Consider the following 26,555-nt stretch of genomic DNA (forward strand, 5'->3'; position numbering starts at 1 on the left):
AAAAGTTGGAATTTTTTGCAGAATTGAAACAAATTGTTTTAAATTTGTGTAGGAAATGGCAACTCATCTTGCTCACCAATCAAAACAATCGCTATGCTTGAAAAAAATCTCAGCCTTTTGCGCCACAATATTGCTGTGGTCTGGAGAAACCCCAGAAGCCTGCTTGTCTATCCACGACAAATGAGCAGAAAAGCCAAATTTCAATGGGTCGTTTTAGGAAGTTTGGCCTTTTTACTTTCTCAAAGAGAATTGTCTTTTCAGTTATCTTTGTCGGTACCCGAAGTATTGGAAACTGGTCAAGCCGAATTGGCCCCAAAAGCTCGCCCACAACTTGCTGCTGTTCATACGGTTGCGGGACCTTGGTGGGAACAGATTAAAGAAAAATCTAAGGACATTAGAGATAAACTCAATTTAGCTAATGCCGCAACTGCTGTAGGTGCCGCTTTGAGCACAGAACAGCAAGCCGAGGCCGCCAAATATTCTAATTTGGGCTTTGTGCTCAACCCAACCTTACCCAAACGCTTGGGCGTATCAGCTGAAGTCGTTGCTTTTAAGACAAAAAAGTGTACCGATTACGTAAAAAAATACGCCAAAATTGCTGTAGAAGAAATGGAGCTTTACGGTATACCTGCAAGTATTACTTTGGCTCAAGGTTTACTGGAAAGCAATGCTGGCGATAGCCGATTGGCCAAAAATGAAAACAATCATTTTGGGATAAAATGCAAGAAAAAATGTTTGGGCTGCCGCTGTGCTAACTATACCGATGACGATAAATATGATATGTTCCGAATTTTTGAATCGCCTTGGTACAGCTTTAGAGAACATAGCAAATTACTACAAGGTAAACGTTATAAGCACTTGTTAAAGCTAGAAGTTACAGATTATAAAAACTGGAGCCGTGGCTTGCAATCCGCAGGTTATGCAACGAATCCAAAGTATGGAGCTACGCTAATAGAAATTATAGAAAAACTGAACCTACAACGTTTTGACAAGGCTCCAAATTAGAGCTGCTGATTGTTAATTTTTCAAGCCCAAAGGCCCTAGACCTCGTCTAGGGCCTTTTTTAATTGCTGATTTTCAGCGTTTTAGAATTGATAAAGAAATCTTTAATTAAAGATTTAACGAAATAAAGAAATAACGGAATCTTTATTTATTTGGTCCATCTTTTTTTCGCCAACCTTTGTTTTTGAGCCAGCGATTGAGGTTGGAGGGCGTCGTTTTATAGCGATCGGCAATATAGCGTTGACTGCTGCCCTGGGCCAAAAGTGCTTGTATTTCGGGCCAAAAAGGATCGAGTTTAGAGCGGCCAGGGCCTTTGGGTCGGCCCAAAGGCAGGCCCTTGGCTTTGCGTGCGGCCAGGGCTTCTTTGGTCCGCTGGGCGATGAGGTCGCGCTCAATTTCGGCAGCCATAGAAAAGACCAGGGCCATAATTTTACTCTGCAAACTTTCGTCAAGTTGCCAGCCCCCTTTGACCGCATAAATTCGAATTCCTTTTTTGAGTGCCAATTGCAAGACCTCCATAATTTCCAACATCGAGCGGCCAATCCGAGAGAGCTCATTGACGATGATCGTATCGCCTTGGCCCAATTCTTCAATAATTTGGCCCAACCAGCGCTCCCGCCAATTTTTTCGGCCCGATACTTTTTCGGCAATAAAAAAGACCTTGCCCAAATTTTTATCATTGGCCAAAAAGAGAATCTCGGCCTTGTTTTTCTCTAAATTTTGTTCTTTTGTAGACACCCGCAGATAGGCCAAAGCCTTTGCCCCTTTTTGCTGCTTAAATTTTTGCCAAACGGCCTGATTTTCTGCCATAATGCTGCTTTTGTCCCAAAATTCGCTAAAAACCATTAAAGCCTTAGTTTTTAGACAACTTTTATTGTTAATTTATCCGTGAATTATTTTGCAATTTTTATTATAAAATAATGGAGGGTTTTTAATGAATTTTTTAGGGTTAGAGGCCCGCGGCCAGCTTTGCTGGCCGCCGCTATGCTGCCTGGCTCGCTGTTACTTGCTTCGCTGCGTCGGCTCCCGTTGGTCGGGTCGCTCGGCCCTGCAGCGCTTTCAGCGCTTTGGTCTGGCCTACGGCCACCAGTCCGCAGCGCTGGGCCGCTCATCTTTTGTACAAACTTTTGCCTTATTTGCTTCGGCCTAAAAACTAAATACCTGATTTATAGCGCCTAGTAGCAATAAAGAAATCTTTAATTAAAGATTTAACGAATTAAAGAAATAACGGAATCTTTATTGGCCCAATTTTGCAGCTAGCGGCTAGTTCATGAGGGGGGTAGCCCTCGTTTATAAATCATCGCGAAGCGATAGCATTTTGCTGTGGGTTTCAACCCACAGTATCGGCTGAGGGATGGTAGGGGGTGGCCGCAGGCCAGACCGAGCTTTTTGAGCAAAGCGAAAAAAGCGCAGGGCCGAGCAGACCTGCGAGCCCCGTAGCATAGAGCGACCCGACCAAAGGGAGGGGAAGCCCCAAAACATCTAAAAACTATGAAAACAAATCTTTTTGTCCTTAGTATATTGCTTTTTTTTGCTGCCTGTAGAGGGCCAAAACCCCAAAACCAAAAGGAAGCCACAGCTTTAGCCCTAGCGCAATTGGATTCCGGCCGCATAGATTGCTTTGCCCCTCATTTTGACTCGCTCAAGCAGCGCTGGACCTTTTGTGAGGGCTCGGCTTTGGCCTATTGGGCCGATCATTTTTATTTGGTTTCGGATAAGTCCTTGCCGCCTAATTTGGGTAGTCCTTTGTTCAAAATGGGGGCTCCATTAACTGGAAAAGCCCAGTATTTTCCCGCCAATTATTTGGCCGAAGTGGAAAAATTGGAAGCTCTGGCCGTTGGGCCAAAAGGACTTTGGGCCATGACCGCTTTTGATCGCTTGAAAGCTGATGATTGGGCAGGCTATAACCAACTTTGGTTTTGGAAAAATGGCGAAAAACAGCCCTTTTTGGTGGGCGCAGAAACACAAGAAAAGAGTGGGCAACAGGGCAGCTTGGCCCTGCAAAAGGCGATTAAAGACTATTTGGGACAGCCTTATTATAAACTAGAAGGCCTAGCGGAAGGGCCTGATCAACAGCTGTTTTTGGGCCTACGTGCGCTAGGCAAAAGCTATGAAGAATTTGATTATCAGCTGCGGATTTTATGTTTGGAATACGATTATAATGCAGCAGGCATGCCTGTTTTGGACCTCAATATGGAGGAGCTAGCACTTAACTTGCCTACTTGGGCAAAGGACTTGCCTTTGGGCCTTTCTTCCTTAGAGTATCGAGCAGAGGAACAAAGCTTTTATTTGGCAACAAGCATGGAAGTCGAGGGCGAAGCTTTGAGCAGCTATGTTTGGCGTTTTCCTTACCAAAAAGGACAAAAGAAGGCGGATTTAGCGGTTTTGCAAGGGACCGAAAAACAACCTTTTAAGGTTCCACATAAGGCAGAAGGCCTTTGTTTTGGGCCAAAAGGCGAGCTTTACCTCCTTTTTGATGATGATCGGGAGTTGCTCTGGGGGCGGCAGCCGCATCAGTTAGATTATTATCGCTTGCGCTTAGATAAATAGTTGGGAATTAGTTGCCTAAGCGTTTGGGATCCTCCATTTTGGGCAAGGATCTAGAGGTCAAAAGAGATTGCATTTGTTTGATAGCCGCTTGATTGAGAATATCGGCTCGTTCATCTTGGCTCAATTGCATCCGAATCAATTCCGCATTGACGGCTTCTAAGTTAGCGAGGACCAATAGTTGTTCGGTGCTTGCATAATCTCTAATATTGCCTTTTAAATCGGGGTTTTGTTGCCGCCAAAACTTAGCCGTTAGGCCAAAAACGGCCACATTTAGAATATCGGCTTCTCCAGCATAGATAAATCCTTGTCCACTCACTCTAGGTGGAATCAATTCTTCTTTGATGGCATCGGTATGCACCGTATAATTGACTTTGGTCAGCATACGCTTGAGGTTCCAGCCTAAGGCCTCTTGTTTTTGGGCCTCATCAAGCTGTTTAAGGCGCTGAAACTCCTTGAAAACATAGAGTTTAAAGGTAGGGCTGAGGTAAGAGAGAAACTCAAAAGCAATATCCTGATGCGCATAGGTCCCACCATAACGCCCTTTTTTAGAGCGAATGCCAAGAGCGCCCGTTTTCTCAATCCATTCGGTCAAGCTTAGCGTAAAGGTTGGATCGCCAGTCTGATTTTTAATGTTCTCAAATTCGAGTACATTAAAATTGGGGTTGTGTAGGCTTTCCCAGGCACCCAAAAAGCTAATACTGCTTCTATTACGCAACCAGTTGAGGATCAACTGCCCTGTTTTGGGGTTGAATTTGCGTGCAATATCGGTTAGTGAGATAAAATCTTCTTGTTGCTCACTATATAATCGAATTTCGGTGCCTTGTACTTGGAGGATTCCCTGTTTCTTTGCCATCTCTATAAAACTAAAAAGCAGCATGGGCAACTCCCATACTGCTTGCATAATAAGTATTTTCTTTCACTTTTTTGCTTGTTTTACAAGCGCTTCAAATAGGCTTCCCAACCTACTTTTCGGTATTCGGCGGCCTTTTGGGCGGGCTGTTCATCTTGGTAAATTCCTCGGCCCACAATCATCAAATCAATGCCTCTTTTTTCAAAGGCTTCTGTAGGATGATTGTATTGCTGGCCCAAGTTATCGCTGCCACCGCCTAGCTTAATGCCTGGAGTAAACATCAAAAGTCCTGCATCTCTTGGCCGTTTGTTTTGGCTGACCACGCCCACAACCACTTCTTGCTGATCTTGGGCAATGGCCAAGGCTTTTTTCATGTACTCTCTACTAGTTAAGGTATCTACAGTTGACATTTGAGCGACCACAATCAAGCCTACATTTTTCTGCAGCGCAATTTGTTTTAAGGCTTCTACACTAGAGGCGCCAGCCACCACATGCACGGTAATCAGATCAGCCCAATCGGCAATGCAGTAAGGGGCAGCCTTAAATTGTTGTTGAACAATATGCCCAATATCGGCAAATTTGCGGTCCTCAAACAAGAGAAAGTTATGGCGCTTGGCCAAAGCTTGTAATTCAACAACCAGCTCTTGGTCAAAGTCTTCAATGCTGTCCATATGCGTTTTCAAAACCGCAATATATGGTCCCACTTCTTGGGCCAATTGCAGCAATTTGGCTTTGGTCCCCACATCCGCAGAGCAACAAAGGTTGGTTTGTTTTTGCTCCATGATGTCGATGAGACGCTTGGTCACCCCATTTTGCGTATTCACTTTGATGGTCGAGTAGTTGAGGCGGGGAACGGCCTTGCGCTGTAAGCGCAATTGCTCATAACCAATCTGGTTATTTTGCACAAAGGCCAAGGTCAGATTATACATCTGCTCATCAATGCGATCATGTCGATACAAAATGTCCAAAATCTCGGCAATGGTATAGACCGACAAAGCCTGATAACCTTGTTTTTCCAAGGTCGATACGCCCCCTTGCATACGGTCCACAATCGAAATGACATAATCCACTTCTAAGCCTTCGGCCTCAATGACTTCCAAGGTCTCTATCATCGAGATGCCACTACTAATGACGTCATCAATAACAACGGCTTTTTGGCCCTCTTCAAAGACGCCTTCGACCATTTTTTTAGTCCCATGTTTTTTCACTTCCTTGCGCTTGACGATCATCGGTTTGTTGTGCATCATCGACAAGGCCGAGCTGAGCGAAAGGGCCGCATAAGGCACCCCACACAAATGGTCAAATTCCAAATCTTTGATCAATTCCCAAAGTTGCTCGCTAATTTCCTTAAGCAGTTTGGGGTAGGCCACCACCCGTCTAAAATCTAAATAAAAAGGCGAGGACAAGCCGCTCTTTAGCGTAAACTGCCCAAATTGCAATACGCCCAATTCTTCCAATTTCAGTAAAAGCGCTTCTTTCTTTTGCATAGTTTTATTAGTTGTGATGATGTTGTTTTAATGTTTTTTTGGGGCCTCCGCAGCAAAGCTGCGGCGCTACGTTTCAGGGCTCGCTATTCGCTCGGCCCTTCGGCGGCAAAGCCGCCTCGGTCTGGCCTGACGGCCACCCTTGCACATCGCTAGGCCGCTCATCTTTTGTACAAACTTTTGGCTTATATTGTTGGCCTAAAACCCTAATTCACTGATTTACAGCCATTAATCTCAATAAAGAAATCTTTATTTAAAGATTTAACGAAATGAAGATTCCGTTAAATAAAGAATTAAAGAAATAACGGAATCTTTATTCCTTGCATGCTCCAATTTTGCAGCTAGAGGCGAGTTCATGAGGGGGGGTAGCCCTCATTTTTAAATCATCGCGAAGCGATACCTTTTTGCTGTGGGTTTTAACCCACAGTATCGGCTGAGGGATGGTAGCGGGTGGCCGAAGGCCAGACCAAGCTTTTGAGCGTAGCGAAAAAGCGCAGGGCCGAGCAGACCTGCGAGCCCCCGCACAGCCCGACCCGCCCGCAGGGCGGGGCAGCCCCAAACCCTAAAAAAAAAGACCTTCCAGCCAACAGGCAGAACGTCTTTAAATAGGAGCGGCGGTCTTCAATTTCCCTCGAAAATCTTCTATCGATTGATAACCCTTGGCTTGCATAATGGCCGTTAGTTCGGCGCTGATTTGCGCAAAACAACGAGGACCAGTTTTCATCAGATGCGTGCCAATTTGTACGGCCTTGGCCCCACATAAAATATGCTCAAAGGCATCTTGGCCCGATTTGATGCCACCCACGGCCACCACCGAAATATCTGGCCGCAAGAGCAAATAAAACTGTCGGACATTGGCCAGGGCGGTGGCCTTGATATAATCGCCGCCCAAACCGCCAAAGCCATCTTTGGGGCGAATTAAGGTCTCTTCTTTTTCCCAATCAATGACCAAGCCATTGCCAATGCTATTGATGCAGCTCACAAAAGACAAGGGAAATTGATTGAGAATTTGGGCCATTTGCTCAAAATGCAGCAGGTCGAAATAGGGCGGTAATTTGACCCCCAAAGGCTTGTTGTTTTGGGCAAAAACAGCCGCTAATACTTTTTCGGTTTGCTCAAAATCGTAAGCCGTTTGGGGTTTGCCTGGCAAATTTGGACAAGACAAATTCAGCTCTATGGCCGCAATATTTTCCTCCTCTTGCATGGCCGCAATCATCTTGAGATTATCGGCCAAACTCATACCCGAAACCGAAACGATATAAGGCTTTTGAAAACTGGCCAATTCCTTAGCTGCCGCCAAATAATAAGCATGGCCCTTATTGGGCAAGCCCATAGAGTTGATGCTGCCCCAAGGCGTATCTACATAGCGAGGAGCGGGATTTCCCGATCTGGGCGCTAGGGTGGCGCTTTTGGACAAAATAGCTCCCGCCGCAGACTGTCCAAGGGCTTGCAACTCTTCTAAGCTGCTGCAGGCTGGACCAGAAGCATTGTATATACAGTTGGCTAATTTAATGTTCGCTATTTTTGTTTTCAGCATTTTTTTTAAATTAAAAAATTGAATAACTCAAATCAATATTTAATTATGAAGATTTTATTTTTATTTCTGGCTGTTTTGCTAGCAAATACTGCTTTTGCGCAAATTCAACCTTCTGAATCGAATGATCTAGATGGACCTAAATACAGAATTGTAACTGAGGCAGAACGAGAAGCTTTGGCCCAGAAAGGCTTGCATGTTGTCACCACCACAGATGAAGGATTACCCGATGATTGGGTTGAAGTATCTATCGAAGAACGAGAAGCTTTGGCTAGCAAAGGATTTCAAGTCATTACTACTACAGATGATGGACTACCCGACGACTGGGAGTTTGCCGATGAAGCCACTATCGCTAAACTAGTTGAAGCGGGTTATTGGAAAGAAAATGCGTCTACTAAAACAGGCGCTTGGGCAGATGGACAAGCGGGTTCTATGGAATCAGCAGGAGAGTATACGCTTATCCGCAGCAAAAGTGACCCTAAGCAATATGCCATTGTTTGTCAGAAAAATGATGGTATTTTAGAGATCTGCTGCATTAGAAAATTGTTCTAATCGATATTAAAATAAAGGGCTGTATATACAGCCCTTTTCTATTTATTCCCACTCAATTGTTGCTGGTGGTTTAGAGGTAATATCATAAACAATGCGGTTCACCTGCTCCACCTCATTGACAATGCGGTTAGAGATTTTGGCCAAAAGGGGAAGTGGTAATCTGGACCAATCGGCTGTCATGCCATCTACACTAGAGACCGCTCTTAGGCCTAAAGTATAATGATAGGTTCTTTCGTCGCCCATAACGCCTACGGTTCGGATGCCTGTGAGTACGGCAAAGTATTGCCAAACCTCTTCTTCTAAATCAGCGGCTTCAATTTCGCTTCGGAAGATATAATCGGCCTCTCTCAAAATGACCAATTTAGGTTCAGTTACTTCTCCAATTACTCGAATGGCTAAACCTGGTCCAGGAAAAGGTTGTCTATTGACCAAATAGCTGGGCAAGCCCAAAGCTGCCCCAACGGTCCGCACCTCATCCTTAAAAAGCAGGCGAAGTGGCTCAATCAGCTCTTTAAAATCGACGACATCAGGTAAGCCGCCCACATTATGGTGAGATTTAATCACGGCGGCATGTCCCGCCCCGCTTTCAATCACATCGGGATAAATCGTTCCTTGGACCAAAAAGTCTACTTCGCCGATTTTCTTGGCCTCATCTTCAAACACTCGGATAAAGGTCTCGCCAATGCGCTTGCGCTTTTCTTCTGGATCGCTAACCCCAGCTAATTGATTTAAAAAGCGCTCTTTAGCATCTACACAGATGAGCTGCAAATCGAGCTCTTGGCGAAACAGTTGCTCCACCTGCTCCGCCTCATTTTTACGCAGCAAGCCATTATCTACAAAAATGCAGGTCAACTGTTTGCCTACTGCTTTATGGACCAACATGGCCGCTACCGAAGAATCTACGCCTCCAGACAAAGCGCAAAGTACTTTCTTATCGCCAATCTTCGCTCGAATTTCGGCCAAACTGGCCTCAATAAAGTTATCCGTTTGCCAATCGCCTTTTAGGTCCGCCACTTCATAGAGGAAGTTATGGAGCATTTGCTGACCAAAAGCCGTATGCATGACCTCTGGATGATATTGGAAGCCATAAATTTGCTTTTCTTTTTGGGCAAAAGCCGCCACGGGACAATGATCGGTGCTCGCAATGGCTTCAAAGCCCGCTGGCAGTTCGCTGACTTGATAAGTGTGGCTCATCCAACAATCAGATTGAGCGGGAACCGATTTGAAAATAGCTGTTGGCTGCACTTGCAGCTCTTTTTTTCCATATTCTCTAGCCAAGGCTGGCGCTACTTTTCCTCCCGACAAATGGACCAAGAGCTGTGCCCCATAACAAATGCCTAAAATGGGTAAACCCAAATCTAAAATAGCGGGATCCATAGAGGGCGCTCCCTCTGCATAAACGACTGCGGGACCACCAGAAAGCACAATGGCTTTAGCGCCTTTGGCCTTGACCTCTTCGGCAGTAATTTGGCCCGAAACGACTTCGGAATACACTGAGGCCTCTCTTAATCTTCGGGCAATGAGTTGATTGTATTGGGCCCCAAAATCAAGGACCAGAACGACTTCTTTTTGCATAGTTTTATCTTTAAGCGTCTAGGCTATAATTTGGCGCCTCTTTCGTAATTTGAATATCATGTGGGTGGCTTTCTTTGAGGCCGGCATTGGTAATGCGGACAAATTGCGCTTTCTCGCTCAATTCGGCCACGGTTGCCGTGCCTGCATAGCCCATCCCTTGGCGAATCCCACCAACCAATTGGAAAATACTGTCTTCTACATAGCCTTTGTAAGCTACTCGACCTTCTACGCCTTCAGGGACCAGTTTTTTGCTATTTTTTTGCTCATCTTGGAAGTAGCGGTCTTTGCTGCCTTGTTCCATGGCTGCAATAGAGCCCATCCCTCGATATACTTTGAATTTTCGACCTTTGAAAAGTTCCATAGCGCCTGGACTCTCATCGCAGCCTGCAAAAATGCTCCCCATCATACAAGCGCTAGCACCCATACCTAAAGCCTTGACCAAATCGCCGGAGTATTTGATTCCCCCATCAGCAATAATGGGAATGTTATGGGCCTTGGCTGCCTGCGCACAATCGTAAATAGCGGTAATTTGAGGAACACCCACACCCGCTACAATCCGAGTGGTACAGATAGAACCAGGGCCAATGCCCACTTTAACGGCATCGGCCCCAGCTTGAATCAGGGCCAAAGTTCCCTGAGCAGTCGCTACATTTCCCGCAATGATTTGTAAATCAGGATAAGCTTGTTTTAGCGCTTTGATGGTGGCCAAGACCTTGGCTGAATGTCCATGCGCCGTATCTACAGTAACCACATCTACATGCGCTTGGACCAAAGCTGCGGCCCTTTCCATGGTATCTGCCGAGGTGCCCAAAGCGGCCCCCACTAACAAACGGCCTTGCTCATCTTTGGCGGCTTGGGGGTAGCGTTCGGCCTTTTCAATGTCTTTAATCGTAATGAGCCCTCCCAAACGGCCTTGCTCATCGACCAAAGGCAATTTCTCTACTCGATGTTGGCGCAAAATGGCCTTGGAGCCTTCTAAAGTAGTGCCGATAGGAGCCGTAACTAGGCCTTCTTTGGTCATCACTTCGCCAATTTTTTGGTCAAAATTGGTCTCAAAACGCAAATCTCTATTGGTTAAAATCCCCAAGAGTTTTTTGTTCTCATCACAAATCGGCACGCCCGAAATGCGATATTTTGACATCAAAGCTTCGGCTTCATGCACAAAATGATCGGGGCTGAGGTAAAATGGATTAGAGATGATGAAGTTCTGCGAGCGCTTCACGCGGTCCACCTCCTCGGCTTGTTGGGCAATGGACATATTTTTATGAATGATTCCCAAACCGCCTTGGCGGGCCATAGCAATAGCCATTCTAGACTCCGTAACAGTGTCCATAGCGGCACTAAGCAAAGGAATATTCAATTGGATTTTGGCGGTAAGTTGAGTTGATAAACTGACTTCTTGCGGAAGGACCTCAGAATAGGCAGGGACGAGCAGAATGTCGTCAAAGGTGAGGCCTGTTTTCAGCAATTTTTCCATAGAGAAGAGATTGATAGGGAGGCATGCACTGCCGCTTGTGAAAAAATTGCAAGCAAAAGTAAGCATCTTCTGCTAGAAAAAGGGGGGCTTTTCGGCCCTAAGCGTTTAACTAATTGTTAATTCAATTTGAGCCCTTAGGCTAGTCTAGTGAATTATCCCTAGTTTTGCAGCTCATTAAGGACTGAATTCAAAATCAACCCTTGATTATCAGTTTTTTATGTTTTTGGGGCTGCCCCGCCCTGTGGGCGGGTCGGGCTGTTTCAGGGCTCGCAGGTCTGCTCGGCCCTTCGCAAAAAATGCTGCGCATTTTTGCTCGGTCTGGCCCTGCGGGCCACCCTTGTCCATCCCTCAGCCGATACTGTGGGTTAACACCCACAGCAATCTGGTATCGCTTTGCGATGCCTTATAAATGAGGGTTAAAACCCTCATAAATTGATCTCTTTGGGCGGATGGAAATGAGGACTGTTGGACCCATTGACGGAATAAAGATTCCGTTAAATAAAGAATTAAAGATTTAAAGAAATAACGGAATCTTTAATGCTTGGAGGCCGAAGCAGAATGCCCAAAGTAAACCCAAAAGAGGAGCAGCCTAGCGATGTGCAGCAGTGGCCGTCAGGCCAGACCCAGGCGGCGCAGCCGCCGCAGGGCCGAGCGAACAGCGAGCTGCGGAACGTAGCGCCTGCCGCAGGCAGGAGGCCCCAAAAAAGACAAAAAGTTCTTCCAAAGCCAGATTTTTGAATCATTAAGAAAAAGCAACATGCAAAAGAAAGCGGCTAGCGGAATGGATATCAATTTGGGCAATTCCTGTTCTCAGGATGCCTATGCTTGGGCCAAAAAGACCTTTGTGCAAAGAGCAGGAAAGGCGGGGGCTTTGGCGCCCAATTTAGAAGGTGGATTTTCGAATTTGCTCTTATTTGGCCAAGAGCGAATTGGTATTGCTTCGGATGGCATCGGGACCAAAATTGAGTTGGCCGAAAGAAGCAAAAAATACGATACTCTGGGTTTTGATTTATTAGCCATGGTGGCCGATGATTTGGCCACAGCGGGCTTTGAACCCACCAACTTATCCAATATTATTGATGTAGATCATTTGGACCAAGCAATCATCAACGAGTTGATGAAAGGCTTGTCGGAGGCCTGTGCATTTACGGGCGTGAGCATCACGGGAGGCGAAATTGCCGAATTGGGCAATCGCATTTCGGGTTATGGCGAGGGGATGCACTTCAATTGGTGTTCTACGGCCATTGGGCATTTGCCCACGCAATTGGCACAGCCCATCGATGGCAGTCAGATAGAAGAGGGACAAGTTGTTGTGGCGGTGAAGAGCCAGGGCTTTAGAAGCAATGGCTTTTCGCTCATTAGGCGAATCATGGAAAAAAACTTTGGCCCAGATTGGCAGGATGCGCCCTATGATGATACTTGCAGTTGGGGCGAAAAACTCTTAACGCCCTCGCTGATTTGCGCGCCACTCATCAACAAATGGTTAAGCCATGATATTTTGCCCAGCGGCTTGGTCCATATTACGGGCGGCGGCATAGCCGACAACTTCAGGCGCTTGCTTAAGCGAAAAAATAAGGGAGCTCGTCTAGAAAACCTCTTTGCGCCCTTGCCAATGATGAAAAAAGTCATGAGTTTAGGGGAAATTACCTTAGAAGACGCCTACTTATACTGGAACATGGGAAATGCCTTTTTAGCCGTTTTGCCAGCCGAGCAGTTAGATGCTGCTTTAGCTTTGGCCCAAGATACTCCTTATCAGCTAGTTCGAGCGGGAGAAATTACGGCTACACCCAATATTCAGATTGTCTTGGAGGAAAAAACATTGAACTACAATTTCTAAGCATAGAAAAGACTGCCCAAATTGGGCAGTCTTTTTTTGTTGGACCACATATCTAATTTAATGACCAACTATCCACATATATTCCGTTATCTACGTCCCAATTTAGCCGATTGGCAGGGCCAGAAGATTGTGCAAGCTGCAGAGCTACATTTGGGCCTCAAAACGGGTGAAATTCGTTTAACTCAGCTCTTTTCTTTGGCCGAAGAGGCCCAAGAAGAGCAGCTCTTGGCCTTTGCAGAGGCTTGTATTCAAGATCCTTTGACGGACCAAATTGAAATCAATCAATTAAATTGGCCCAAAGGTTTTGCCTCGGCGGTAGCTATTGCCCAATTACCTGGAGTTACAGATGATGAGGGCCGCTCGGCCCAAATGGCTTGGGCCGATTTCTTCAATTTGCCTTTTGAGCCAGAAGAACAGCGCATTTTTAGCCAAACCATCTACCTCATAGAAAAGGATTTGACGGCTGAAGAGCTCAAGGCCTTGGCCCAGCGCCTTTTGGGCAACCCACTAATTCATCATTTTAGCTATTTCAAGGCCCAAGAAGGCGGTTTTGACCGCCCTTTTTATGTTCCCAAAGTGCAAATACAAGCCAATAAAGAGCGCCAACTGATTGATTTGGACCCTTTGAGCGACGAAGAACTGCTGCGGCTATCTAAAGAAATGGTTTTGGCCCTCAATTTAGCCGAAATGCAAGCCATTAGAGACTATTATGGCAGCGAGGCGGTCCAAGCATTTAGAGCGACCAAAGGCTTGCCCGCTCAACCAACCGACTGCGAGCTAGAAGTGCTGGCCCAAACTTGGTCCGAGCACTGCAAACACAAGGAATTTAATGCCTTGATTCACTATAAAAACCTAGAAACAGGCGAAGAAAAAGAGATTCATTCGCTCTTTAAGACCTTTATCAAAGGTGCTACCGATAATGTGGCTGCTTCTTTGGCCGAAAAAGGCAATGATTGGCTGGTCAAGGTGTTTTCTGATAATGCTGGAGTGGTTAAAGCTACGGATAAACATCTCTTTGTCTGGAAAGTAGAAACGCATAACTCGCCTTCTGCACTTGATCCTTATGGTGGAGCAATTACAGGCATTTTAGGGAACAATCGCGACCCACTAGGAACGGGAGTGGGTGGCGCTCAACTGCTGTTTAATACTAATGTCCTTTGTTTTGGCCCACCCAACTACAACAAAGCACTACTCAAGGGCCAATTGCATCCCCGCCAAATTATGGAAGGGGTCGTTTCAGGTATCGAAGATGGTGGAAATAAGTCTGGCGTGCCTACAGTCAACGGCTCAATTGTCTTTGATGAGCGCTATAGCGGCAAACCTTTGGTCTACTGTGGTACTGCGGGCATTATGCCTTACGATTATTTGGGCAAAAATAGCTGGGAAAAACCAATTGATGCTAATGATCGCATCATTATGGCCGGCGGTAGAGTGGGCAAAGATGGCATTCATGGCGCTACTTTCTCTTCTATTGAAATTGATGAGCATTCACCTATGTCAGCAGTCCAAATTGGTAGCCCTATCACCCAAAAAATGCTTTACGATTTTATGCGAGTGGCCACCGCTCAAGGACTCATTAAATGTAGTACGGATAATGGCGCAGGGGGACTCTCTTCTTCGGTGGGCGAACTGGCCGAAATTAGCGGCGGGGCTTTGGTCCAATTGGAAAAGGTGCCACTAAAATATGCAGGTCTTCGCCCTTGGGAAATCTTTGTCTCTGAGTCGCAAGAACGCATGACTTTAGTCGTGGAAACAGAAAAATGGCCTTCCCTAAAAGCGCTCGCGCTACAATATGAAGTGGAGCTCTCCGATATTGGCTATTTCACCAATGATGGCTATTTAGATATTCGCTACGAAGAGGAACAAATTGCCTTATTGAGTATGCAGTTTTTGCATGAAGGCGTTCCCCAAAAAGAAATGTGGGCCGAATGGGAAAAACCAGAACTTCAAGAGCCAGCGCTTCCCGAAAACTTAGATTATAATCAACTGCTCTTAGACCTGATGAGCAGCCTAAATATCTGCTCTAGAGAAAGTATTATCCGCCAATACGACCATGAGGTCAAAGGAAAAACTATTCTCAAGCCACTAATGGGCGCCAAAGGTAAAGCCCCTCAAGATGCAGCCGTTCTTCGCTTTGATTTCTCTGATTATCAAGGGGTAGCCGTATCTAATGGTATTATTCCCCGCTATGGCGATATTGATGCCTACCAAATGTCGGCCAGCGCCTTTGATGAGGCGATCCGCCAAATTATTTCGGTGGGTGGCCGCCTACCCAATATGACAGAAAACGATGATATTTTCTGGTCCATTAACGATAATTTTTGTGTGCCCGATTCGGAGTTTCATCCCGAACATAATCCAGATGGCAAACTCAAACTCGCCAAATTGGTGCAGATGTGCCAAGCCCTTTATGATATGGCCAGCTTTTTCGATATCCCCCTCACTTCAGGTAAGGACAGTATGAAAAACGACTTTAAGGCAGAGGGCCAAAAGATTTCGGTCCCGCCCACTATTCTCTACTCTTTTACGGCCAAAATGAAGGATGTTCGCCAAACCATTAGTGCAGAATTTAAAATGCCTGGCGACTTGATTTATCAATTGGGCACTACTTATAATGAATTGGGCGCCTCTGAGTTTTATCAGCTATTTGGCGAGTTAGGCGCTAATGTTCCTAAGGTCCGAAAAGAAGCCGCCAAAGCCCTTTATATCAAGGTTATGCAGGCTAATGAAGCTGGTTTGATCGCCTCTAGCCACGATTTATCCGATGGCGGCTTAGCCGTTGCCTTGGCCGAGTCTTGTTTCGGTGGCGATTTGGGCGCCAATATCCAACTGGAGCAATTAGGCGATTTGACGGCTGCACAATTGCTGTTTTCTGAGTCAAATTCTCGCTTTTTAGTCTCTATCGCCCCCGAAAATCAAGCTGCTTTTGAAGAAATTATGGGCGATTCTGCCTTTTTCTTGGGCCAAGTAAGCGACGACCAACAGTTGAGTATCCAACTCGGCCAAGAGGAGCTGATCCAATTGAACATCGAGCAATTGGAAACCGCTTGGTCGCAAACGCTTTCTCTCTAATTTCTGGACCTTCCTTTACTAAATAACTTACCATGGTACAAGTTCTTGTGCTTACTGGCTTTGGGATTAACTGCGAAGAAGAAACCGCCGCCGCCTACCAAATGGCAGGCGCCCAAGCCCATATCCACCACTTTAATGAGGTCCTTTTAGAGGGCCACGATATTCACCAATATCAATTGATTCACTTCCCTGGCGGCTTTTCTTTCGGAGATGATCTGGCCTCTGGCAAAGTGATGGCCAATAAAATCCGATATAAGAAGCTCCCCAATGGCAATAGCCTGCTCGATGAGCTCAAAATTTTCCTCAATAATGGCCATTTTATTATGGGCATTTGCAATGGCTTCCAAATGTTGGTGCGCCTGGGCCTTTTGCCCAATACCCGCCTCAGTTTTGTCCAACAATCTAGCCTTTTGCCCAATCTTTCTAGCCAATATGAGGACCGCTGGGTTTACTGTAAGGTGAATCCCGACTCCGAAAGCCCCTTCCTAAAAGGCATCGATATTATCCCGCTGCCGGTCCGCCACGGAGAAGGCCGCCTCCTTTTTGGCGATGACACACTCAAGCAGATTGTCCGCACAAAATCACTCAATTGCCTCAGCTATTGCCTAGAAAATGGCGACTTAGCCACTGAATATCCCGCTAATCCCAACGGCTCAGAGCTTTCTTGCGCCGGACTTTGCGATCCCACCGGCCAGGTTTTCGGCCTGATGCCCCATCCAGAAGCTTTTTTAAGCCTCTATAATCACCCGAATTGGCCCAAAATGAAACGCCAAAATCCTCAACTTTCTGAGGAGGGCTGGGGCCTGAAATTTTTCAAAAATATTGTGCAACATATTCAAGCGAATTAAGATTTGGGGCCTCCGCAGCAAAGCTGCGGCGCTACGTTTCAGGGCTCGCTATTCGCTCGGCCCTTCGCCAGCTTTGCTGGCTCGGTCTGGCCTGACGGCCACCCTTGCACATCGCTAGGCCTGCGGGCGCTTTGCGCCCTGCTATACTCAATAATGGACCACTAATTATTCTCTCACTTTTCTCTCAATTGCTTCTTATGCAGCTTCGCAAAATTAAAAGAGCTCTTCTTTCTGTTTCCGATAAATCGAATTTGATTCCCTTGGCTCAAGGCCTTCACGATTTAGGCGTTGAACTGATTTCTACGGGCGGCACAGGCCGAGCCCTGCAAGAGGCCAAAATTCCCTATACCGATATTCAAGCTGTTACGGGAAATCCAGAAGCTTTTGGTGGCCGAATGAAAACGATTTCTTTCCAAATTGGATCGGCCCTTTTGTTCGATCGAGAACGCGATGCCCAAGAGGCCCAAAACCTAAATATTGAGGGAATTGATTTGGTGGTTTGCAATCTCTACCCCTTCCAAAAGGTCCAAGAAGCTGGCGCCGATTTCCCCACCCTAATTGAAAATATTGACATTGGTGGTCCCACCATGATTAGAGCCGCCGCCAAAAACTTTAAGGATGTGGCCGTTTTGGTCCAATCTAGCGATTATGAAGGCTTTTTGGCCGAACTCCAAAGCCAAAATGGCCAAACAAGCCTAGCCCTCCGCCAACAATTGATGGCCAAAGCTTTCAATCATACGGCCGATTATGATGCCCGCATTGCTATGCGCATGGATGAAGAATTGGGCAAAAAGAGCCTCCGCCTAAGCTTTAAACAAGGCCGCTCTTTGCGCTATGGCGAAAATAGCCACCAAGCCGCCGAGTTTTACCGAGAAAATAGTTCAGCCCTCAGTTTGGCCGATATCCGCATTTTGCATGGCAAAGCCCTTTCTTATAATAATCTTTTGGATGTACAAGGCGCAGTAGATGCCGTTCAGGGATTAGGTGGACAAGCGGTGGCTGTGGTCAAACATAGCAATCCTTGCGGCCTGGCCAAAAGTATGGACCAAAGAACAGCCCTAGAAGCTGCTTGGTCTGGCGATCCCATTTCTGCTTTTGGCTCTATCATCGCTTTTAATCAAGCTTTGGAGCTCAAAACTGCCGAGTTTTTTCAATTAGATGCCGAGGACCGCAGCCAACGCAAATTTGTAGAGGTAGTTATCGCCCCAAAAATTACGGCTGAAGCGCTAGAATACTTACAGCAACACAAAAACCTAAGGGTTTTAGAGCTTGATATTGCTCGCCTTGAAAAGGCCATAGATTATCGTTATCTCTCAGGCAGTTTATTGGTCCAAGAAGCGGACCTTGCCCTATACAACCAACAAGAATCGGTCACGGCCCGCCCATTCCCCAGTGATGAAGCGGCCAAAGGCTTAGTTGAATTTGGTTTGCAGGCCATTAAGAGCATAAAATCTAATGCGATTGTGCTGGTCCAAGCGGTCAATCAGCAGCAATACCGAATTTTGGGCATGGGAGCAGGACAACCCAACCGCCTCGTCGCCACTAAACTAGCCATTGAAAAGGCCAAAGAAAACTTACAAAGAGAAGGCGTTCAAGATGTAGCCAGCGTTTTGGGCCAATGCTACCTAGTTTCCGATGCCTTTTTCCCTTTTGCCGATAATGTAGAACTAGCCGCCCAAGCAGGCATCCGCTATATTTTGCAGCCTGGCGGCTCTATTCGAGATAAATCGGTAATTGCCGCCTGCGATCAGGCCGATATCGCCATGTTATTTACTGGATTGCGTCATTTTAAGCATTAAATGGTCCATTTGCGTTTGGAAGCGGGCGCAGCCCGCTGGCCTAGCGATGTGAAGGGGTGGCCCCTAGGGCCAGACCGAGGCGGCTTTGCCGCCGAAGGGCCGAGCGAATAGCGAGCCCCACAACGTAGCGCCGCAGCTTCGCTGCGGAGGCCCCAAAAAACAAAACAGTCATCAATATGCAGCAAATAAAAAAACTGAGCATCAGCGGATTGCCGCTTTTGCATTCGGGAAAAGTTCGGGATAGTTTTGGGGTGGATGAGCAGCGGCGTTTGATTGCTTTGAGTGATCGAATTTCTGCTTTTAATCTAAAAATCAAAACGCCAATTCCAGAAAAAGGAGCCATACTGAATAGTCTTGCCAACTTTTGGATGCAAAAAACGCAGCAGATTATTCCCAATCATTTTTTGGCCCAAATTGACCCCAATTTGACCTTGGTCAAAGAGGCCAAAAGCTTCAAAATTGAGTTGGTCGTCCGCGCCTATTTGACGGGCTCCATTTGGCGGGCTTATGCGGAGGGCAAACGCCTATTTTCGGGCCTAGAATTGCCCGATGGATTGCGCAAAAACCAGGCTTTTGAGCAGCCGATTTTGACCCCCACCGCCAAAACGGAAGATGATGAGGAAATGAGTCCAACCGAAATTATTGCGGCAGGTTTGGCTACTGCTGAGGAATGGGATTATTTGGCCGAAAAAGCCTTAGCGCTTTTTGCTTTTGGGCAACAATATTTGGCTCCCAAAGGCATTTTGTTGGTCGATACCAAATATGAATTTGGCAAAATTGGCGATCAAATCATTTTGATTGATGAAATCCACACCCCAGATTCTTCTCGATTTTGGCGACAGGCCGATTATGAAAAAGATCCCCTGATAGTGGAGCAGCTCGATAAGGAATTTTTGCGGCAATGGATGTTAGCCAATAAAATTGAGGGCCAATTGCCTCAAGAACTGCCCGAATCGGTCGCCCAAGAAACTAGTCGCCGCTATCGTGAAATTTACGAGCGTATTCTAGGCGAAAAATGGTTGACCTCAAGCGAAGAACCGGCCCAAAGAATGGCCAAAAACCTATTAAAAGCTGGCTTAGTTGAGCAGCTTCCCACCGTAGAATTAAAATAAGCTATGAATCATAAAGCGATCTCTCCTTTAGATGGGCGCTATGCCCGAAAATTGCCTCTACATGGCGAATATTTTTCTGAATTTGCCCTGATGTATAATCGCTGCAAACTAGAATTACGCTATGCTTTGGCCCTAGATAAATTGGGCATTTTTCCTGCCCTTTCTGCCGAGGAACGGCAACGACTAGAAGCACTAATCGAGCATTTTTCAGAAGAAGATTATCAGGCCATCAAAACCATTGAGCAAAAAACAATGCATGATGTCAAGGCTTGCGAAATCTTCTTGCGAGAGAAAACCCAGATCAGTCAGGACCAACTTTTTCATTTTGCCCTGACTTCTGAGGATGCCAATAATATGGCCTATAATTATATGCTTAAAGGCTATTTGGAAGAGGTTCAATTGCCTCAAATTGAGCAACTTTTGCACAAGCTCATGCAATTGGCCGAAGATTGGAAAAGCATCCCTTTTCCCACAAAAACCCATGGACAAAAAGCTTCGCCTTCTACGGTGGGCAAAGAGTTGGCGGTTTATATCAATCGCATCGCTCGGGTTTATGAAAAGCTGAAAAATCATCGCTTTTATGCCAAATTGAGCGGGGCAGTGGGCAATTATTCGGCCATGTTGGCCGCTTTTCCAGAGGTAGATTGGCTAGATTTTGCCCAAAATTTCTTGGCCCAAGAAGGCTTTGAATTGAACTTGGCCACCACTCAAATTGAGGATCATGATAGCTGGGCCGAGTACTTCGATCTCAGTCGCCGCCTCAACAATATCGTCATGGACTTAGATGTCGATTGCTGGCTCTATATTTCTTATGAGCTTTTTTATGAGCGCAGCAAGGCCGGCGAGGTCGGCTCTTCGACCATGCCACATAAGGTTAACCCCATCAATTTCGAAAATAGCGAGGGTAATATGATGCTCTCTAATGGTCTATTGACGGTGCTTTCCGATAAACTTTGCCGCTCCAGAATGCAGCGCGATCTTTCCGATTCGACCGTGGAGCGCAATATGGGCGTGGCCTTGGCCCATGCCTATATGGCCATCGGCGAGACCTTGAGAGGACTGAATAAATTGGCCGTAAATGAGGCCCAATGCGCAGCCGTTTTGGACCAAAGTCCGGAGCTTTTGGCCGAGCCCATCCAAACCATTCTCAAAATTGCTGGTGTAGAAGATCCTTATAACCTCCTCAAAGCGGCTTCTCGAGGTAAAAAACCCACCCTAGACAGCCTTTTTGCCTTGGTGGACGGACTCGATATTTCCGAAGAAATCAAAAACCGCTGCAAGGCGCTGCGTCCAGATACTTATGTAGGCGATGCCATTCGCATTTGTGAGCTCGTTTTGGAACAAACGCAGGCGCTTTTGAAGCAGTAGGATTTGGGGCTGCCCCTCGCTTCGCTCGGGTCGGGCCATTCCGCAGCTCGCTGTTCGCTCGGCCCTTCAGGCTTTTTCGCTTCGCTACAAAAGCCTTTGGTCTGCCGCCTTCGGCGGCCCTGCTACAGCCCCTCAGCCAGATTTAATCGCGCTGCTTTGGCCATAGTTTGCTATGAATTTTCTGCTAGGCTAGCTATTTTTTAAGGGCATAGCCTTCGCTATAGCCGAGAAAAATAGGGCCGACTAGCGGGAAATTGCTGCAAACTATAAAAGTGAGTGCGTTTAAATCTGGCTATTGCCTGCGGGCGCTTCGCGCCCTGAGCGCCCAAAATTAGCCAATTTCATTCTCCAAAAGACGTTGATAAATACTCTTAATCTATGCGTATTGCCATTTTAGGAAGTGGGGGCAGAGAACATGCCCTAAGCTGGAAATTTGCTCAGGAATTGGGCGAAGAAAATGTTTTTTGCTGGCCCGGAAATGCGGGCATTCCCAATTCAGCAGCTATTGATATTCAAGATTTTGAAGCTTTAGCCCAATATAGCCAAGCTCAGCAAATCGATTATATTTTTGTGGGGCCAGAACAGCCCCTAACCGATGGCATTGTCGATTATTTTCGAGCAAATACCAATATTCAAATTATTGGGCCAACTCAGGCGGCGGCCCAGCTGGAAGCCTCAAAGATTTTTGCCAAAAACTTCATGCAAAAGTATGGGGTCAGCACCGCCAAGTTTAAGGCTTTTTCGGGCCAAGAATTGGCTGAGGCCAAAGCATTTTCCGCCCAATATTCGGGCAATTTGGTCCTAAAATTTGATGGTCTAGCAGGCGGCAAAGGCGTTTTTGTCTGCAGCAATATGGCCGAACTGGAAAATGCCTTAGAAGAGCTCATTAAAAAATATGGTCCCAGCGCTCGCTTTTTATTAGAAGAAAAAATCATTGGCGACGAGATTTCCATTTTGGGCTTTACCGATGGCAAAAACTGCAAGTTGTTTCCCCCAGCACAGGACCACAAACAGCTATTGGATGGCGATTTGGGGCCAAATACGGGAGGAATGGGCGTAATTTCTCCTGTTCCCGCTTGTCATGAGGATATTTTGGCCCAAATTCAAGAAGAAATTATTGCCCCCACCATAGCTGGCCTCGCTGCTGAAAACCTAGACTACAAAGGCATTATTTATTTTGGCGTCATGCTTTCAGAAGAGGGGCCCAAGCTCTTAGAATACAATGTTCGTTTTGGGGATCCAGAAACAGAGGTGCTTTTGCCACAGCTCAAAACGCCACTTTTGCCCTTAGTTCAAGCTTGTTTATCGGGTGAATTGGCTCAGGCGGAGATGGAATTTTGGCCAGGCTACTTTGTAGATGTGGTCCAAGTTGCGCCAGGTTACCCTGGCGCTTATCCCAAAGGGATGCCCCTGCTTTGTCAGGGCCAAATGCCTGAAGATGTCCTTGTTTTTTATGCTGGCGTAAGTCGAGTAGATGGACAACTTTGCAGCAGTGGTGGAAGAGTATTAAACATGTTGGCCCAAGCGCCTACTTTGGCCGAGGCCCAAGAAAAAGCCTATGCGGCTTGTCAGCAACTGAGCTTTGAGGGGGCTTTTTACCGTAAAGATATTGGCCAGAGAGTCTATAAAGTATTAAAAGCCTAAAACACAGCCAAGCCCTCATGGCCCAGCGCTGCGCAGCAGTGGCCGTCAGGCCAGACCGAGCCAGCGAAGCTGGCGAAGGGCCGAGCGAACAGCGAGCTGCGAAGCATAGCGCCGCAGCTTTGCTGCGGAGGCCCCAAAACATCAAAAAAAATGAAAAAAATAGCCCTATTTGCCTCTGGACGGGGGTCCAATTTGATGAACATTTTGGAGAGCATGCAAAATGGATGCTTAGCGAATCTGGCCGAGGCCGTTTTGGTCTTTTCCAACCAGTCTCAGGCGCCTGTTTTGGCCAAAGCGGAGGCTTTGGGTTTGGCGGTACATTGCATTCCAAGTCGAGGCAAAAAGCGCCTTGACTTTGATGCTGAAGTCTTGGATTTATTAGAAAAATATCGGCCCGACTACATTGTTTTAGCGGGTTATATGCGGGTATTGTCGGCTCCTTTTGTAGCAGCCTATGCGGGAAGAATCGTTAATATTCATCCTGCTGACACCCAAGTTCATCAGGGATTAGGGGCCTATCAATGGGCTTTTGAGCAGGGATTGAAAGAAACAAAAATCACCGTGCATTTGGTCGATCAGGGCTTAGATACAGGTCCAATAATCGCTCAGGCTCCAGTAAATTTGGCGGGTGTCAAAGATTTGGCGGAGGTAGAGCGGAGAGGTTTGGCGGTAGAGCATCAGCTTTATCCTCAGGCCTTGTATCAACTTTTTAGCAGCAGCAAAAACAAGCAATAAATATGTGTGGAATTGTCGGTTTTTATGGAAAGCCCAACATTGTCTATGACTTGATGTTGGGTTTGAGTGCTTTGCAGCATCGGGGACAAGATGCGGCGGGCATTATTACCTTTGAAAAAAGCTTTCATATAAAAAAGGGACTGGGTTTAGTCAATGATGTTTTTGCGCAGCGGCATGCCGATCGTTTGCGGGGAAATATTGGTTTGGGGCATGTGCGTTACACCACCCATGGCAGCAATGAACTCATTAACGCCCAGCCCATTGCGGCCAACTATCCTTTTGGGATTGCGATGGTGCACAACGGCAATGTGAGCAACTTTGAAGAAGTGCATAATCGCTTGTATAAGGAGTATCATATTTTGCCAGCGACCAGCAATGATCTAGAGCTTTTGCTCTATACTTTTAGCTCGGAATTGAATAAAAAAGACTTGGCCCAAATTGGTCCAGCTGATATATTTGATGCGGTTAGTGAAACCCAAAAAAAGGTACATGGGGCTTATTCGGTCATTGCGGCCATTGCCAATCATGGACTTTTGGCCTTTTGCGACCCCAATGGGATTCGGCCCTTGGTTTTGGGCCAAAAAGAAGGGCCTGATGGGCAGCCTGTTTATGGTTTTGCTTCGGAAAGCGTTTGTTTTGATCATTTGGGCTATACCCCCATTCGAGAATTGAAAGCGGGAGAAATCGTTTTTATTGATGAGAATCGCCAATTGCATAGCAGTTTGGGCCATAAAACGGCCGATAAATTCTGTGTATTTGAGTTTATCTACTTTGCCCGAGAAGATAGCGAGTTACAAGGCAAATTAGTAGCAGGTCAAAGAGTAAAAATGGGTAGAATGTTGGCCCAAAAAGTTCGAGAAATGGGCCTAGAAGCCGATATGGTTATAGATGTACCTAGTTCGGGCTATTTTGCCGCTTCGGGCCTTGCAGAAGCCTTAGACATCCCCTACAAAAGGGGGCTAGTTAAAAGCAATTATATTGGCCGCAGTTTTATTTCGCCTTCACAGGTAGAGCGGGAAGCCTTGGTCAAACGCAAACTTAATCCCATTGCACGGACAATCAAGGGCAAAAAGCTATTGGTGGTCGATGATTCTATTGTTCGAGGAACCACCTCAAAACGGATTGTCCAAATTTTGCGAGAAGCTGGGGCCGAAAAAGTCTATTTTGTTTCAGCGGCGCCGGCTATCAAGCACCCTTGTATTTATGGCATTGATATGTCGGTTAGTACAGAGCTTTTGGCAGTGGGCCGCAGCGATCAAGAAATCTGTGATTACATTGGAGCTGATGCCTTGATTTATCAAAAATTAGAGGACCTAAAAGCTATTTTTGAGCATAACGGTTTTTGCATGGCTTGCCTCGATGGAGCCTATCCCACTCCGGCCGCAAAAGAGGCTTTGGCCCAAATTGAGGCCGAGCGCTTGGCGATAAAGAAATAAAGATTCCGTTATTTCTTTATTTCGTTAAATCTTTAATTAAAGACTTCTTTATTAAGCTAAGCACTTACCTATCAATCAGTTAGCATAAAAGTCTATTTTATTATTTGGATTTGGGGCCCGCGGCCAGCTAGCCAAAGGCTAGCTCGGCCGCCGCTATGCTCCGCAGCTCGCTGTTCGCTCGGCCCTTCGGCGGCAAAGCCGCCTCGGTCTGGCCTTCGGCCACTGCTGCGCAGCGCTGGGCCAAATGGACGTCTAAGAGGGTGGCAAAAAATCTAATAGAAAAGGGGAGCGCCTAAAAAATTAGGGCTCCCCTTTTGCTCTATTTTCTGGCTTTTTTTTCCTCTTTTCCTGAGGCTAAAAAGCGACCCAATAATTCCTTTTTCCTGCCTTAAAATTTAAAGGGAAAAAGTTGAGGGACTAATAAAGTCCTTTACCAATTTAATTTAAAATTTTGGGCAATTGGATAATTTTGCAAAAACTCCTCTTTGGCCTCTGGGCCTTTAGCGGCCTTATAGACTTGCCAGAAACTTTGCCAGAAGCTTTCTTTTTGGGCCACATAATCTTTGTGGGTTCGGGCAAAGGCATCAAGGCTAAAGATATCGGCTTTTTGCATGCTTAAGCGATAAATGTAAAGATAAGCCAAATCGGACCAATAGCCTTTGGGATAACCTAAGCGATAAGTTTCAAAATCGCGAATATTACTACTATTGGCAATCTTGATAAAATCCTCGGCGGCCTGTTCATTTTCGATGGCCTTATTTTTAGGGAAACGTTCTTCAAAATTGCCATAACTGCTCCAGCCATAGAGTTGAGTATAGCTATCGAGTAGAGCCATTTGGAAAAGGCTATCTTCTTTGGGAGAAACAGTATCTAGGCTAGCTTGATGTTTTCTAAAATAGCGCTCATAAGTTCTAAAATCATTACTCATTTGGGCCAAAATCCAAGCCCGTTGATTTCGGGCCTGTTCAATATGTTCTCGATGAGATTGAGAAGGAAATTTAAAGTTTTCGAGTAATTGTTGATAAGCCGCATAACTATTTTCTTTTTCTGCTTGGGCTTGGGCTTTTTGGAGCAACTGAAGTTGGAGACCTTCGATTTGCAAATGGCTCAACTTATTTTTTTGCAGCTTTCTGATGCTTTTATCATCTAAAGTATTGTATCGCCTTTCGGCAGATTTGGCATATTGAAATGCTTGGCCAAGATCAAAAAACTCAGCGTATTTTGGATTGGCAAAAATGCGGGCCAATTGGTACTCTGCTTCTACGCCAATATAAGCTTTGGGATCGAGAATGCGGGCTTCAAAAAGGGTAATGGCTTCTTCTACTTCTCCTTTTTTGAGGGCTTTATAGGCTGCTTTGAATTGGGCAAAAAGAGGGCTGGCACTCAGGAAAAGGGCCAAGCCAATAGCTAATCTAATTTTCATAAATTTATAATTATCAGCAATTAAAATTTGTATATAATATAGTTTCAAAGATTACGTTATTTCTTTAATTCGTTAATTAACGGAATCTTTATTTCTTTATTCAAGGCGAGTGGGCGGCTTTGCCGCCTTGGCCCTTTGGGCCAAAATGGCCTAGCGATGTGGAAGGGTGGCCAAAGGCCAGACCGAGGCGGCTTTGCCGCCGAAGGGCCGAGCGAATAGCGAGCCCTGTAACGTAGCGCCGCAGCGAAGCTGCGGAG

General features: G+C 46.1%; 19 protein-coding genes. 12 read left to right on the top strand and 7 right to left on the bottom strand.

What is annotated here, in order from left to right:
- The first annotated feature begins 93 nt into the window (after positions 1 to 93).
- Complete coding sequence (locus tag PPO43_RS16000; protein WP_272621369.1) at positions 94 to 1,005, top strand: glycoside hydrolase family 73 protein; 912 nt, start codon at positions 94 to 96, stop codon at positions 1,003 to 1,005.
- A gap of 141 nt (positions 1,006 to 1,146) precedes the next feature.
- On the opposite strand, the gene PPO43_RS16005 is transcribed toward PPO43_RS16000, so the two are convergent.
- Positions 1,147 to 1,812, bottom strand: a complete 666-nt coding sequence (locus PPO43_RS16005) for a recombinase family protein (protein ID WP_272621389.1) — start codon at positions 1,810 to 1,812, stop codon at positions 1,147 to 1,149.
- Positions 1,813 to 2,493: 681 nt separating this feature from the next.
- Here PPO43_RS16005 and PPO43_RS16010 point away from each other — a divergent pair.
- Complete coding sequence (locus PPO43_RS16010; protein WP_272621370.1) at positions 2,494 to 3,552, top strand: hypothetical protein; 1,059 nt, start codon at positions 2,494 to 2,496, stop codon at positions 3,550 to 3,552.
- A 7-nt stretch (positions 3,553 to 3,559) separates the two neighbouring features.
- Here the strand turns inward: PPO43_RS16010 and PPO43_RS16015 are convergent, their stop codons facing one another.
- From PPO43_RS16015 to PPO43_RS16025, 3 genes are all read right to left on the bottom strand, one after another.
- Positions 3,560 to 4,453, bottom strand: a complete 894-nt coding sequence (locus PPO43_RS16015) for a KilA-N domain-containing protein (protein ID WP_272621372.1) — start codon at positions 4,451 to 4,453, stop codon at positions 3,560 to 3,562.
- Between the two features lie 32 nt (positions 4,454 to 4,485).
- Positions 4,486 to 5,889, bottom strand: a complete 1,404-nt coding sequence (gene pyrF / locus PPO43_RS16020) for an orotidine-5'-phosphate decarboxylase (protein ID WP_272621373.1) — start codon at positions 5,887 to 5,889, stop codon at positions 4,486 to 4,488.
- Positions 5,890 to 6,487: 598 nt separating this feature from the next.
- The gene (locus PPO43_RS16025) at positions 6,488 to 7,423 is read right to left on the bottom strand and encodes a dihydroorotate oxidase (protein WP_272621374.1); all 936 of its coding nucleotides are present in this window, start codon (positions 7,421 to 7,423) and stop codon (positions 6,488 to 6,490) included.
- A gap of 45 nt (positions 7,424 to 7,468) precedes the next feature.
- Here PPO43_RS16025 and PPO43_RS16030 point away from each other — a divergent pair, with 45 nt between their 5' ends.
- Positions 7,469 to 7,972 (top strand): hypothetical protein, encoded by a 504-nt coding sequence (locus PPO43_RS16030; RefSeq protein WP_272621375.1) that lies wholly within the window; start codon positions 7,469 to 7,471, stop codon positions 7,970 to 7,972.
- Positions 7,973 to 8,014: 42 nt separating this feature from the next.
- Here the strand turns inward: PPO43_RS16030 and guaA are convergent, their stop codons facing one another.
- Positions 8,015 to 9,547 carry a glutamine-hydrolyzing GMP synthase gene (gene guaA / locus PPO43_RS16035; protein WP_272621376.1) on the bottom strand — a complete coding sequence of 511 codons (1,533 nt, stop codon included), beginning with the start codon at positions 9,545 to 9,547 and terminating at the stop codon, positions 8,015 to 8,017.
- 10 nt (positions 9,548 to 9,557) lie between these two features.
- Positions 9,558 to 11,024 carry an IMP dehydrogenase gene (guaB, locus tag PPO43_RS16040; RefSeq protein ID WP_272621378.1) on the bottom strand — a complete coding sequence of 489 codons (1,467 nt, stop codon included), beginning with the start codon at positions 11,022 to 11,024 and terminating at the stop codon, positions 9,558 to 9,560.
- A 757-nt stretch (positions 11,025 to 11,781) separates the two neighbouring features.
- Between guaB and PPO43_RS16045 the strand changes: the two genes are divergently transcribed.
- From PPO43_RS16045 to purF, 9 genes are all read left to right on the top strand, one after another.
- Complete coding sequence (locus tag PPO43_RS16045) at positions 11,782 to 12,861, top strand: AIR synthase-related protein (RefSeq protein WP_272621379.1); 1,080 nt, start codon at positions 11,782 to 11,784, stop codon at positions 12,859 to 12,861.
- Positions 12,862 to 12,921: 60 nt separating this feature from the next.
- The gene (locus tag PPO43_RS16050; protein ID WP_272621380.1) at positions 12,922 to 15,933 is read left to right on the top strand and encodes a phosphoribosylformylglycinamidine synthase subunit PurL; all 3,012 of its coding nucleotides are present in this window, start codon (positions 12,922 to 12,924) and stop codon (positions 15,931 to 15,933) included.
- A gap of 32 nt (positions 15,934 to 15,965) precedes the next feature.
- A complete protein-coding gene (locus PPO43_RS16055) occupies positions 15,966 to 16,781 on the top strand; it encodes a phosphoribosylformylglycinamidine synthase subunit PurQ (protein WP_272621381.1) in 816 nt (271 codons plus the stop codon).
- A 131-nt stretch (positions 16,782 to 16,912) separates the two neighbouring features.
- Positions 16,913 to 18,580 carry a bifunctional phosphoribosylaminoimidazolecarboxamide formyltransferase/IMP cyclohydrolase gene (gene purH / locus PPO43_RS16060; protein WP_272621382.1) on the top strand — a complete coding sequence of 556 codons (1,668 nt, stop codon included), beginning with the start codon at positions 16,913 to 16,915 and terminating at the stop codon, positions 18,578 to 18,580.
- A 176-nt stretch (positions 18,581 to 18,756) separates the two neighbouring features.
- A complete protein-coding gene (locus PPO43_RS16065) occupies positions 18,757 to 19,692 on the top strand; it encodes a phosphoribosylaminoimidazolesuccinocarboxamide synthase (protein ID WP_272621383.1) in 936 nt (311 codons plus the stop codon).
- Between the two features lie 3 nt (positions 19,693 to 19,695).
- Complete coding sequence (gene purB, locus PPO43_RS16070; RefSeq protein ID WP_272621384.1) at positions 19,696 to 21,060, top strand: adenylosuccinate lyase; 1,365 nt, start codon at positions 19,696 to 19,698, stop codon at positions 21,058 to 21,060.
- 378 nt (positions 21,061 to 21,438) lie between these two features.
- Entirely contained in the window at positions 21,439 to 22,704 is a 1,266-nt protein-coding gene (purD, locus tag PPO43_RS16075; RefSeq protein WP_272621385.1) for a phosphoribosylamine--glycine ligase, read from the top strand.
- Positions 22,705 to 22,854: 150 nt separating this feature from the next.
- Entirely contained in the window at positions 22,855 to 23,439 is a 585-nt protein-coding gene (gene purN, locus PPO43_RS16080) for a phosphoribosylglycinamide formyltransferase (protein ID WP_272621386.1), read from the top strand.
- A gap of 2 nt (positions 23,440 to 23,441) precedes the next feature.
- Complete coding sequence (gene purF / locus PPO43_RS16085; protein WP_272621387.1) at positions 23,442 to 24,875, top strand: amidophosphoribosyltransferase; 1,434 nt, start codon at positions 23,442 to 23,444, stop codon at positions 24,873 to 24,875.
- 430 nt (positions 24,876 to 25,305) lie between these two features.
- On the opposite strand, the gene PPO43_RS16090 is transcribed toward purF, so the two are convergent.
- Entirely contained in the window at positions 25,306 to 26,298 is a 993-nt protein-coding gene (locus PPO43_RS16090; protein WP_272621388.1) for a hypothetical protein, read from the bottom strand.
- Positions 26,299 to 26,555: the final 257 nt, after the last annotated feature.

The organism is Saprospira sp. CCB-QB6, assembly GCF_028464065.1.
GTDB lineage: Bacteria > Bacteroidota > Bacteroidia > Chitinophagales > Saprospiraceae > Saprospira.

What these genes read in the sequence shown, in the direction of transcription:
- guaA (WP_272621376.1), bottom strand. Translation starts at nt 9,547, where the DNA reads ATGCAAAAAGAAGTCGTTCTGGTCCTTGATTTTGGGGCCCAATACAAT.
- purB (WP_272621384.1), top strand. Translation starts at nt 19,696, where the DNA reads ATGAATCATAAAGCGATCTCTCCTTTAGATGGGCGCTATGCCCGAAAA.
- PPO43_RS16090 (WP_272621388.1), bottom strand. Translation starts at nt 26,298, where the DNA reads ATGAAAATTAGATTAGCTATTGGCTTGGCCCTTTTCCTGAGTGCCAGC.
- PPO43_RS16010 (WP_272621370.1), top strand. Translation starts at nt 2,494, where the DNA reads ATGAAAACAAATCTTTTTGTCCTTAGTATATTGCTTTTTTTTGCTGCC.
- PPO43_RS16015 (WP_272621372.1), bottom strand. Translation starts at nt 4,453, where the DNA reads ATGCAAGCAGTATGGGAGTTGCCCATGCTGCTTTTTAGTTTTATAGAG.
- purF (WP_272621387.1), top strand. Translation starts at nt 23,442, where the DNA reads ATGTGTGGAATTGTCGGTTTTTATGGAAAGCCCAACATTGTCTATGAC.
- PPO43_RS16025 (WP_272621374.1), bottom strand. Translation starts at nt 7,423, where the DNA reads ATGCTGAAAACAAAAATAGCGAACATTAAATTAGCCAACTGTATATAC.
- PPO43_RS16005 (WP_272621389.1), bottom strand. Translation starts at nt 1,812, where the DNA reads ATGGCAGAAAATCAGGCCGTTTGGCAAAAATTTAAGCAGCAAAAAGGG.
- guaB (WP_272621378.1), bottom strand. Translation starts at nt 11,024, where the DNA reads ATGGAAAAATTGCTGAAAACAGGCCTCACCTTTGACGACATTCTGCTC.
- PPO43_RS16050 (WP_272621380.1), top strand. Translation starts at nt 12,922, where the DNA reads ATGACCAACTATCCACATATATTCCGTTATCTACGTCCCAATTTAGCC.
- purN (WP_272621386.1), top strand. Translation starts at nt 22,855, where the DNA reads ATGAAAAAAATAGCCCTATTTGCCTCTGGACGGGGGTCCAATTTGATG.
- PPO43_RS16065 (WP_272621383.1), top strand. Translation starts at nt 18,757, where the DNA reads ATGCAGCAAATAAAAAAACTGAGCATCAGCGGATTGCCGCTTTTGCAT.
- PPO43_RS16045 (WP_272621379.1), top strand. Translation starts at nt 11,782, where the DNA reads ATGCAAAAGAAAGCGGCTAGCGGAATGGATATCAATTTGGGCAATTCC.
- pyrF (WP_272621373.1), bottom strand. Translation starts at nt 5,889, where the DNA reads ATGCAAAAGAAAGAAGCGCTTTTACTGAAATTGGAAGAATTGGGCGTA.
- PPO43_RS16030 (WP_272621375.1), top strand. Translation starts at nt 7,469, where the DNA reads ATGAAGATTTTATTTTTATTTCTGGCTGTTTTGCTAGCAAATACTGCT.
- PPO43_RS16000 (WP_272621369.1), top strand. Translation starts at nt 94, where the DNA reads ATGCTTGAAAAAAATCTCAGCCTTTTGCGCCACAATATTGCTGTGGTC.
- purD (WP_272621385.1), top strand. Translation starts at nt 21,439, where the DNA reads ATGCGTATTGCCATTTTAGGAAGTGGGGGCAGAGAACATGCCCTAAGC.
- PPO43_RS16055 (WP_272621381.1), top strand. Translation starts at nt 15,966, where the DNA reads ATGGTACAAGTTCTTGTGCTTACTGGCTTTGGGATTAACTGCGAAGAA.